Below are 8,716 nucleotides of genomic sequence, written 5' to 3'. Positions count from 1 at the left end.
CTCCAGTCGCGCCCACTCCGCGTCGGTCAGGTCATGACGATCGAACACGACCCAGGCCTACCGGACCCACACGTCAAGATCTGCGAGACACGCCCTAGTGCTCCTCTCCGTTGAAACGTCGGGGGTCTGACATCCAGGCGGTGGGGTCGTTGAGGTAGAGGCCGCAGGCGCAGTCGAGGGCCTCCTCGGCGGTGCCGGTGGGTGAGCCGCTGGGCAGGAAGTTGTCTTCGTAGTCGTCATGGCTGGCGCGGTAGATGGCGAAGCCCAGACCGTGGCCGAGCCGACGTAGCGCAGTCGGCACAGCTGGAGAACCTCCCCGTCGGGCAGGACGCCGTCGACGTAGGCGAAGCCGGCGCGGTAGCGCATCCGCACGTCGGCCAGGTCCGGCCAGCGTTCGCGGGCGCGGGTGGCCAGTCGCCAGTGCAGCGAGTTCTTGGTGGAGTCGGGAATCTTCAGCACACGCCTCATCCTCGGTCCCGGGCGGTGGGGCGCCGCCGTCGATCGACGCCGGGCGGGAGGAACGGCGATGGCGATGCACAGCCCGTATCAGGTGGTGTTGACCGAGCAGGACCGTCAGGTGCTCACGCAGCGGGCCCGCGCGGAGCGGTGCCCGCACCGCGATGTGCAGCGCGCGCGGATCGTGCTGGCCGCCGCGAAGGGCATGACAAATGCGGCGATCGCCCGACGGCTGGGGATCTGTGTCGACACGGTGCGCAAGTGGCGGGCCCGGTGCTGCGCCGAGGGGCTGGCCGGGCTGGCCGACCGGCCCCGGCCGGGCCGGCAGCGGATCTTTCCGGCCACGGCCGAGGCCGAGGTCAAGGCGCTGGCCTGCGCGCTGCCGGCGGAGGCCGGGGTGCCGCTGGCCCGGTGGAGTGCCGCGGAGCTGGCCGCCGAGGCCGTCAGCCGCGGGGTGGTGAGCACCATCTCGGCCGCGACGGTGGGCCGGTGGCTGGCCGCCGACGCCATCCGTCCCGGGCGGCACCGGTCGTGGATCTTTCCCCGGGATCCGGACTTCGCAGCCAAGGCCGCCCGCGTGCTCGACCTGTACGACCGGATCTGGCACGGCCAGCCGCTGGGCGGCGACGAGTACGTGCTCTGCGCCGATGAGAAGACCCAGCTGCAGGCGCTGTCCCGGGGTCATCCCGACCTGCCGCCGGCGCCCGGACGCATCCGGCGCCAGGAGTTCGAGTACCGCCGCGGTGGCACGCTGGCCTATCTGGCCGCCTACGACCCGCACGCCGCCCGGGTGCTCGGCCGCACCGCCCCGACCACCGGCATCGCGCCGTTCGGGCAGCTGGTCGAGCAGGTGATGAGCAACGAGCCCTACGCCAGCGCGGCCCGGGTGTTCTGGATCGTGGACAACGGTTCCTCCCACTCCGGCCCGCACGCCGTCCTCCGGATGCAGGCCACCTGGCCGACCGCCTGCCTGGTGCACCTGCCGGTGCATGCCAGCTGGTTGAACCAGATCGAGATCTTCTTCTCCATCGTCCAACGCAAGGTGATCAAGCCGGGCGACTTCGCCGACCTGGACGCACTCGCCGAGCGGCTGCTGGCCTTCCAGGACCGCTACAACACCACCGCCGAACCCTTCGACTGGCGCTTCACCCGCAGGTCCTTGGACCGGCTCCTCCAACGACTCGCCGACCACTACCCCCAGGCGGCATGACCCCCGACGTTTCAACGGAGAGGAGCACTAGCCGCCGGCTCCGCCCTCGGTGCCGCGATTGCCGCCGCCTGTCGAGCGACGCGCTGGCTGACGACGGGCGGGTGGTGCGGCGTCACCGAATCGTCGAGCGAGCAGGTGCTGCGGGAGGACACCGCCCGGGGGAAGGGTCAGGTTAGCGTGGGTGCATGCCGCCGACCGTATTCGCTGGAGGCGAGGCGGGAGCTTGGGAAGTCGAGAGCATTGACCCGGTGATCGGTCCGTCTCTGCCGATGGTGCCCCGGCTCGCTGTCTTCGAGGACTCGGCGGGCGCGGGCAACCTCGATGCCGCTTGGATGCTGCGGGGGCGGACCAGTAACAGCCGCTACACCCGGCGCGACGAGCAGGAGACGCTCTCGGCTCGGCAGACCGGGCTCGGTCGCCCGGAAGCCACCCGCGCCGCGCTGATTCCGATCACCAAGTCCCACGCGTGGTGGGCTCTCGCCCAGGACGAGCGGCGGGAGCTGTTTGAGGAGACCTCCCACCACATCGCCATCGGGATGCAGTACCTGCCTGCGGTGGCCCGCCGGCTCTACCACGGCCGGGATCTGGACGAGCCCTTCGACTTCCTCACCTGGTTCGAGTACGTCCCCCGAGACGCGCCTGCGTTCGAGGAGCTGGTGTCCCGGCTCCGCGCGACCCCGGAGTGGGACTACGTCGAACGCGAAGTCGACATCCGCCTCGCACGCTGAGCTACGTCAGAGCCCTCACCCCCGTCTCGTTGGCCGATCCCTCAACGGGTCAGGATGAGCCGGGCGCCGAAGCCGAGGAAGACCGCTGCGCACACTCCGTCCAGTCCTCGAGAGATGTGTGGGCGGCGCAGCCAGGTCCCGGCCCGGTGGGCCAGCAGGGAGACCAGGCCGAGGAAGGTCAGCCCCTCGATGGCGTGGACCGAAGCCAGCAACAGCCCTGCGGGCAGGGCGGCGGCATCGGCGGGGAGGAACTGTGGCAAGAGGCTGAGGTAGAAGATGCCGATCTTGGGGTTGAGCAGGTTGGTCAACAGGCCGCGGACGTAGGCGCGCCGTGCACTGAGCGCCGAGTTCACCGCTGTCGGTCTGACAGCGTGATCGGCTGACGCGGGCCGTAGCAGGGAGCGCAAGGCCGTGAGGCCGAGCCAGAACAGATAGGCCGCTCCGGCGATGCGCAGTGCGGTGTAGGCGCCGGTGCTGGCGGTCAGTACCGCGCTGGCGCCGGTGGCCGCGGCCAGGCCCCAGCAGTACAGGCCGCTGATCGTTCCGGCGGCGGTGTACAGGCCGCGGCCGGCGCCGAACCGGGTGGCGGTGGAGAGCACCAGCATGGTGTCCACCCCCGGGGTGATGGTCACCAGTGCGGCCACCAGCGCGAACGCTCCGACAGCTTCCACGGTCATGCGCTGCTCCCGAACTCGGACTGTCCGGTGGCGCAGAGGCCGGCCTGGTTCCGCTGCGACCCGGCAGCCTCCGGAACGAGAGTCATGTGTTGGCGCCGGGCCTCAGGAGGCGGGCAGCCCGACGCCTGTCCCAAGGACGGCGGACCCGATATCGTGTCTTACAGATTGTGACACACTTGGGGTCATGGCTGAGACGATCACCTTTCGCCCGGACGAGGACGCCAGACGGGCCCTGGCCATGCTGACTCGAGACGGCACCCCGGTTTCTGCCGCCGTGCGCGCCGCACTGATCGAGGCGGCGAAGACCGCCGCGCAGAACCAGCTGCGCGCGGAGGCCGCCGCGCTCGCCGCCGACGAGGCCGACCGCGCCGAGGCCGCCCAGGTGTTGCGGGACATGGAGACTCTGCGTGCGTGGTGAGGTCCACCGGCTGCGCTCCCCCCGTGGCACGCGAGGCCACGAGCAGGCCGGGGCCCGGTATGCCGTCGTCGTCCAATCCGACCTGCTGCCCCTGTCGACCTGGCTGGTCGCGCCGACCTCCACCTCGGCCCGCGCAGCGACCTTCCGTCCTGAGGTCTCCATCAAGGGGCGCCCCACCCGGGTGCTGGCCGAGCAGACCAGCGCGGTCGATCCTCAGCGCTTGGGAGACTCCGCCGGACATCTGACCCTCGAGGAATTGCGCAGGGTCGACGCGGCCCTGCGCCTGGTCCTCGGCCTCTGAACAACCGCATCGCACGCGGACCGGGCTCAGTGCAGCTGGGGGACGGGACCTGGCCGCGGTGCCGACCGGTAGGTCGACGACATCAACGGAGCACGGCCCAGACGTGCTTGGCGCCGGCGGTGACGTACCAGCCGTGGTCGGTGGCCAGCTCGGCGATCAGGTAGAGCCCGAGGCCGCCCTCGCTGGGGTCGCGGCCGACGGCGGGGCTGGGCGGGGTGCTCGGTGCACCGTCGCGGACCTCGATCAGCCAGGCGTCCGCGAGCGGGCGGACCATGGCGCGGACCGGGCCGCCGCCGTGCCGCAGCGCGTTGGAGGCCATCTCGTCGAGGGCCAGGACCAGCCGGTCGCGCAGGTCGGCCTGCCGCGGTGCGGAGAGGTGGGCCCGCACCTCGGCGCGGACGACGGGCAACTGGGCGACGCTCTGGAGGTCCCAGGCGAACCGGTCGGGGGCCGCGGGTGGTCGTGCGGACGGCCAGAGCTGCCTGGCCGTCTCGCCTGTCACGCCGTGGTCCCCTCACGTGCTCGTCCCGCCCGGAGGCGCACCCTGGCCCTCGCCCAGCGGGCGCGGCCGACCGTCGGCTCGCGAGCGAGTCGGACATCTGCGTATGGGTCTGCCGAGGTCGCCTCAAACACGGTGAGACCGGAATCACACCGCGGGGGCGCTCCCGGACGACCCTCCGCGTCGGCACCGGGGAGGCGCCGAGGAGCGCCGTCCGGCGGCGGGCCGAGCCTCAGCCCAGGGTCGCCAGGTAGTCCCGGACGGCGGAGGGGTCGCGCATGACCGGGCCCATGACGGCGATGCCGTGCGCGCCGGCGGCGAGCAGGTCCGGCACGTGCTCCGGCAGGACGCCGCCCAGCGCGTAGGCCGGGGGTCCCAGGGGCTGCAGGCGGGCGAACCCCTCGACGCCGAGGGCCGGGCCGTAGCCGGGCTTGGACGCCGTGGGGAACACGGGGGAGAGGAAGGCCCAGTCGCAGCCCTCGGCGCGGGCCCGCGCCAGCTCGGCGGCGGAGTGGCAGGAGCGGCCGACCAGCGCCGGGCGCGGGTCGGGGAACGGCTCGGCCGCGGCGAGGTGGACGGCGGAGGACCCGGCCGGGCCGGCGGTGACCAGCAGCCCGCCGACCGGGTCCAGCACGGAGCGCAGCTCCGCGGCGAGGGCGGTCCGCTCGTCGTCCGGCAGGTCGCGGTCGCGCAGCAGGACGGCCCGGGCCCCCGCGGCGACGGCGGCGGCCACCACGTCGGCCAGCGGTCCCGCGGCCTGCGTCCGGTCGGTGACGACGAGCAGCCGCGGCAGGGTCACAGCTCGGGCAGGCCCTCGAAGGAGGTGGAGGCCTCCGCGTGCCAGCGACGGGGGATCCGGCCGGCGCGCTTGGCCAGCCGGCCGCCCTCGACCGCCTGGCGCATGGCCAGCGCCATCATCTCGGGATCGCGGGCCCGGGTGACCGCGGAGGCCAGCAGCACCGCGTCGCACCCGAGCTCCATGGCCAGCGCGGCGTCCGAGGCGGTGCCGATACCGGCGTCGAGCACCACCGGGACGTCGACGCCCTCGCGCAGCAGCGCGATGTTGTGCGGGTTGCGGATGCCCAGCCCGCTGCCGATCGGCGAGCCCAGCGGCATGACCGCGGCGCAGCCGGCGTCGGCCAGCCGACGGCCGAGGATCGGGTCGTCGGTGGTGTAGGCCAGCACGGTGAAACCGTCCATGACCAGCTGCTCGGCGGCGTCGAGCAGCTCGACGGCGTCGGGCAGCAGGGTGTGCTCGTCGCCGATCACCTCGAGCTTCACCCACGACGTGCCGAACGCCTCCCGGGCCAGCCGCGCGGTGAGCACGGCCTCGCGGGCGGTGCGGCAGCCGGCGGTGTTGGGCAGCAGCCGCACGCCGCAGCGGTCGAGCACCTCGAGCATCGACGCGCTGGACGACGCCTCGACCCGGCGCAGCGCCACCGTCACCAGCTGGGTGCCCGAGGCCCGCACCGCCGCCTCGAGGGTCTCCAGGCTGGGGACGCCCCCGGTGCCGAGCAGCAGCCGCGAGGTGAACGTCTCCCCGGCGATGACGAACGGGTCGGAGGCCTCCTCGCGGGCGAGGGCCGGTGCCAGTTCGGACGTGGACATGCTCATCCTCCTGCGGTCGGGGCGAGGACCTCGAGGGTGTCACCGGGGGACAGGCGCGTCGCCGGCCAGCTGCTGCGGGGGACGACGTCTCCGTTGAGCGCCACCGCGACCCGGTCGTGCGCGCCGCTGCGGGCGGCGACCAGGTCGGCCACGGTGGTGTCCGCGGCCAGCTCGGTGTCCTCGCCGTTGACGGTGACCTGCATGACGGCTACCTCCCGAAGCGGTCGGCGGTGAAGGGGGCGGCGAGCTCGGGCAGCACGCCGGTGGCCAGCAGCTCGGCGGTCACCTCGGCGGTGACCGGGGTCAGCAGCACGCCGTTGCGGTGGTGCCCGGTGGCCAGCACCAGGCCCGGCAGCGGGCCCGGACCCAGGAGCGGGGCGTTGTCCGGCGTGCCCGGCCGCCACCGGGCCAGCGTCTCGATCAGCTCCAGCTCGCTGATCCCGGGGACGACGTCGATCGCGTCGTGCAGCAGGTCGTGCACGCCGCCCGCGGTGACGGTCGGGTCGAAGCCGCGGTCCTCCGTCGTCGCGCCGACGATCAGCCGGTCGCCCGCGTATGGCACCAGGTAGACGTGCCGGCCGCGGACCAGCGCCCGCACCGTGCCCTCGAGCAGGCCGGTCGCGCCGGCCAGCCGCAGGATCTGGCCCTTCACCGGCCGCACCGGCAGCGGCGGGAGCCCGGGCAGGCCGCCGCTGTGCGCGCCCAGCGCGAGGACGACGGTGCCGGCGGCCACCGTGTCGCCGTCCGCCGTCTCCAGGCCCGCGGCGCGGCCGCCGACGACGTGCAGCGCGGTGACCCGGTCGCGGACCAGGCGCACCCCGGCGTCCTGCGCGGCCACCAGCAGCGCGGCGTGCAGGGCGCGGCCGTCGACGGAGTGGTCGCCGGCGACGAGCAGCCCGCCGCGCACCCGCGGGGTCAGCGAGGGCTCGCGGCGGCGCGCCTCGCGCGGGGTCAGCCGCTCGGCGGCCAAGCCCAGCTCCTGCTGGAAGGCGTGCAGCGCGGTGAGCTCGCGGACGTCGTCCTCGTCGAAGCCGACGACGAGCGTGCCGGCGGTGCGCAGCCCGACCGGCAGGCCGGTGGCCTGCTCGAGGTCCGCGGCGAAGGCGGGCCAGCGCTCGACCGATGCCAGGCCCAGCCGCAGCAGCGCCTCCTCGCGGTAGCCGGCCTCGGTGACGGGGGCGAGCATCCCGGCCGCGGCGGCCGAGGCGCCGGTGCCGGGGGAGTCGTCGACGACGGTCACCGACAGGCCGCGGCGGGCCGCCCGCCAGGCCGTGGCCAGCCCGATGAGCCCCCCGCCGGCGACCGCGACGTCGGTCATGCCACGACGCTCCGCCGGCGCCGCCACCCCGGCAGGCAGACGAGCGCGGTGAGCAGCACCGCGACGCCGAGGCCCACCAGGGACGCCGACCAGCCGTTGGCCGGGTCGATGCCGAGGTCGGCCTGGCGGGCGCTCCACCACGTCGTCCAGCCCGCACCCGGGCCGGCGAAGTAGGTCGGCAGCGTGAGCTGGTAGGCGAGGAAGCCGGCGAGCCACGGCAGCAGGAACAGCGGCCGGGCGGGGGCGGTGTCGGAGGTGTCCCAGGCGCCGCGCGGGGTCGAGAAGTAGGCCACGGCGAAGACGCCCACCAGCGGGACGAAGACCGCGCCGATGAGGAAGAGGAACGGCTCGTAGGCGGCGATGTCGAAGGTCAGCGCCAGCAGCGTCGCGACGGTGCCGACGCCCACGGCGAGCAGGCGGCGGTCGGCCCGGGCGACGAGGTTCTGCGTGGAGACCGCGGTCGAGTAGACGTTGGCGAAGGCCTCGTCGAGCTCCACGGCGACCAGCACCAGCACCGCCACGGCCCCCAGCGGGACGGCGAGCAGCGCGTCGATGACGTCGAACCCGGCGCTGCCGTAGGCAGCCAGCGCGAGGACGCCGAGGGTGAACATGGCGACCGTCGCGAGGCCGTAGCCGAGCGACGCCCCGGTGAACGCGGCCCGCCCGCTGCGCACGTGCCGGGTGTAGTCGGCGACCAGCGGGAACCAGGAGACCGGCAGGGCGATGACGATGTCGGCCGCCGTCCAGAACGACGTCGCCGCACCCTGGGTCAGCGGCGGCAGCGGCTCGGAGAGGACCTCGACGAAGAGGTAGACGACCGCGGCCAGCGCGGCCCAGACGGCGTAGCGGGCCAGCACGCGGGCCACGCCGAGCGGGCGCAGCGCCATCGCGGTCACCAGCACGCCGGCGACCAGCACGAACGGCCAGCGCGGTGCGTCGAGCACCCGCGACGCGGCCTCGGCGATGATCACGATCTCGAAGGTGGCCCAGCCGACGCACTGCACGAGGTTCAGCACGGTGGGCAGCGCGGAGGCGTGGCGGCCGAGCAGCCCGCGCAGCAGCACCATCGTCGGCACCCGCTCGCGCGCGCCGGCCGCGGCGCCCAGCCCGAGCAGGACGGCGCCGATCACGGCGCCGACGACGATCGCGCCGATCGTCGTCGACAGCGGCCGGCCCGGGAGGACGACGAAGACCGCGGCGACCGGCAGCAGCAGGCTGACGCCGAGGTTGGCCCACAGCCCGAACGCGTCGCGCAGGCCCAGGGCGGTGGCGGGGGCCTGGTCGAGGGTGAGGGGCGCGTCCCCGGAGGGCGCGCTGGTACGGATGGCGTCGGACGTGCTCATGGTCGCTCCCTACGCCGGCATTACCCGGTCAGGTTCCAGCGGTCGGCGACGCGTCGAGTCGCCCTCTCAGCCCGGTCTCGCCCGAGCTCCCGCACATGGCCGTTCTCACCATAGGCCCGCCCCGCAGTGCACGCTGCGGCCGTCCCTTATACACATCT

Annotated in this window: 12 protein-coding genes and 1 riboswitch; of the genes, 4 read left to right on the top strand and 8 right to left on the bottom strand. The window is 74.0% G+C overall.

Features of this window, described 5'->3' with window-relative positions; all coding sequences use genetic code 11:
- Positions 1–94: 94 nt before the first annotated feature.
- Positions 95–301: a hypothetical protein gene (locus CNO22_RS28570; protein WP_198588551.1), complete on the bottom strand. Its 207-nt coding sequence runs from the start codon at positions 299–301 to the stop codon at positions 95–97.
- A gap of 225 nt (positions 302–526) precedes the next feature.
- On the opposite strand from CNO22_RS28570, the gene CNO22_RS23145 reads away from it, so the two are divergent.
- Both CNO22_RS23145 and CNO22_RS23140 read left to right on the top strand, forming a co-directional pair.
- The gene (locus CNO22_RS23145; protein ID WP_100501633.1) at positions 527–1,666 is read left to right on the top strand and encodes an IS630 family transposase; all 1,140 of its coding nucleotides are present in this window, start codon (positions 527–529) and stop codon (positions 1,664–1,666) included.
- A 185-nt stretch (positions 1,667–1,851) separates the two neighbouring features.
- Positions 1,852–2,394: a chlorite dismutase family protein gene (locus tag CNO22_RS23140; protein WP_100501632.1), complete on the top strand. Its 543-nt coding sequence runs from the start codon at positions 1,852–1,854 to the stop codon at positions 2,392–2,394.
- 41 nt (positions 2,395–2,435) lie between these two features.
- On the opposite strand, the gene CNO22_RS23135 is transcribed toward CNO22_RS23140, so the two are convergent.
- Positions 2,436–3,071, bottom strand: a complete 636-nt coding sequence (locus CNO22_RS23135) for a LysE family translocator (RefSeq protein WP_100501631.1) — start codon at positions 3,069–3,071, stop codon at positions 2,436–2,438.
- Positions 3,072–3,255: 184 nt separating this feature from the next.
- Between CNO22_RS23135 and CNO22_RS23130 the strand changes: the two genes are divergently transcribed.
- Positions 3,256–3,489: a hypothetical protein gene (locus CNO22_RS23130; RefSeq protein ID WP_100501630.1), complete on the top strand. Its 234-nt coding sequence runs from the start codon at positions 3,256–3,258 to the stop codon at positions 3,487–3,489.
- A complete protein-coding gene (locus CNO22_RS23125; RefSeq protein WP_100501629.1) occupies positions 3,479–3,790 on the top strand; it encodes a type II toxin-antitoxin system PemK/MazF family toxin in 312 nt (103 codons plus the stop codon). Before CNO22_RS23130 ends, CNO22_RS23125 begins: the two co-directional genes overlap by 11 nt.
- 82 nt (positions 3,791–3,872) lie before the next feature.
- Here the strand turns inward: CNO22_RS23125 and CNO22_RS23120 are convergent, their stop codons facing one another.
- From CNO22_RS23120 to CNO22_RS23095, 6 genes are all read right to left on the bottom strand, one after another.
- Positions 3,873–4,292, bottom strand: a complete 420-nt coding sequence (locus tag CNO22_RS23120) for an ATP-binding protein (RefSeq protein WP_100501628.1) — start codon at positions 4,290–4,292, stop codon at positions 3,873–3,875.
- A 229-nt stretch (positions 4,293–4,521) separates the two neighbouring features.
- The gene (locus tag CNO22_RS23115; RefSeq protein WP_100501627.1) at positions 4,522–5,088 is read right to left on the bottom strand and encodes a thiamine phosphate synthase; all 567 of its coding nucleotides are present in this window, start codon (positions 5,086–5,088) and stop codon (positions 4,522–4,524) included.
- Positions 5,085–5,897, bottom strand: a complete 813-nt coding sequence (locus CNO22_RS23110; RefSeq protein WP_157937083.1) for a thiazole synthase — start codon at positions 5,895–5,897, stop codon at positions 5,085–5,087. Before CNO22_RS23110 ends, CNO22_RS23115 begins: the two co-directional genes overlap by 4 nt.
- 2 nt (positions 5,898–5,899) lie before the next feature.
- Positions 5,900–6,100, bottom strand: a complete 201-nt coding sequence (thiS, locus tag CNO22_RS23105; protein ID WP_100501625.1) for a sulfur carrier protein ThiS — start codon at positions 6,098–6,100, stop codon at positions 5,900–5,902.
- A gap of 5 nt (positions 6,101–6,105) precedes the next feature.
- Complete coding sequence (gene thiO / locus CNO22_RS23100; RefSeq protein WP_100501634.1) at positions 6,106–7,215, bottom strand: glycine oxidase ThiO; 1,110 nt, start codon at positions 7,213–7,215, stop codon at positions 6,106–6,108.
- Positions 7,212–8,558, bottom strand: coding sequence for a purine-cytosine permease family protein (locus CNO22_RS23095; protein ID WP_100501624.1), 1,347 nt, complete (start codon positions 8,556–8,558; stop codon positions 7,212–7,214). Before CNO22_RS23095 ends, thiO begins: the two co-directional genes overlap by 4 nt.
- Positions 8,548–8,661: riboswitch (TPP riboswitch) on the bottom strand. Its footprint overlaps the gene before it by 11 nt.
- Positions 8,662–8,716: the final 55 nt, after the last annotated feature.

This window comes from Geodermatophilus chilensis (assembly GCF_002802985.1).
GTDB lineage: Bacteria > Actinomycetota > Actinomycetes > Mycobacteriales > Geodermatophilaceae > Geodermatophilus > Geodermatophilus chilensis.
Note: the sequence above shows the minus strand (reverse complement) of the source record. Positions and strands in the feature narration are given on the sequence as shown.

Bases quoted from the DNA above. Each gene is read 5' to 3' on its own strand.
- CNO22_RS23145 (WP_100501633.1), top strand. From the start codon at position 527: ATGGCGATGCACAGCCCGTATCAGGTGGTGTTGACCGAGCAGGACCGT.
- CNO22_RS23140 (WP_100501632.1), top strand. From the start codon at position 1,852: ATGCCGCCGACCGTATTCGCTGGAGGCGAGGCGGGAGCTTGGGAAGTC.
- CNO22_RS23135 (WP_100501631.1), bottom strand. From the start codon at position 3,071: ATGACCGTGGAAGCTGTCGGAGCGTTCGCGCTGGTGGCCGCACTGGTG.
- CNO22_RS23130 (WP_100501630.1), top strand. From the start codon at position 3,256: ATGGCTGAGACGATCACCTTTCGCCCGGACGAGGACGCCAGACGGGCC.
- CNO22_RS23110 (WP_157937083.1), bottom strand. From the start codon at position 5,897: ATGTCCACGTCCGAACTGGCACCGGCCCTCGCCCGCGAGGAGGCCTCC.
- thiS (WP_100501625.1), bottom strand. From the start codon at position 6,100: ATGCAGGTCACCGTCAACGGCGAGGACACCGAGCTGGCCGCGGACACC.
- thiO (WP_100501634.1), bottom strand. From the start codon at position 7,215: ATGACCGACGTCGCGGTCGCCGGCGGGGGGCTCATCGGGCTGGCCACG.
- CNO22_RS23095 (WP_100501624.1), bottom strand. From the start codon at position 8,558: ATGAGCACGTCCGACGCCATCCGTACCAGCGCGCCCTCCGGGGACGCG.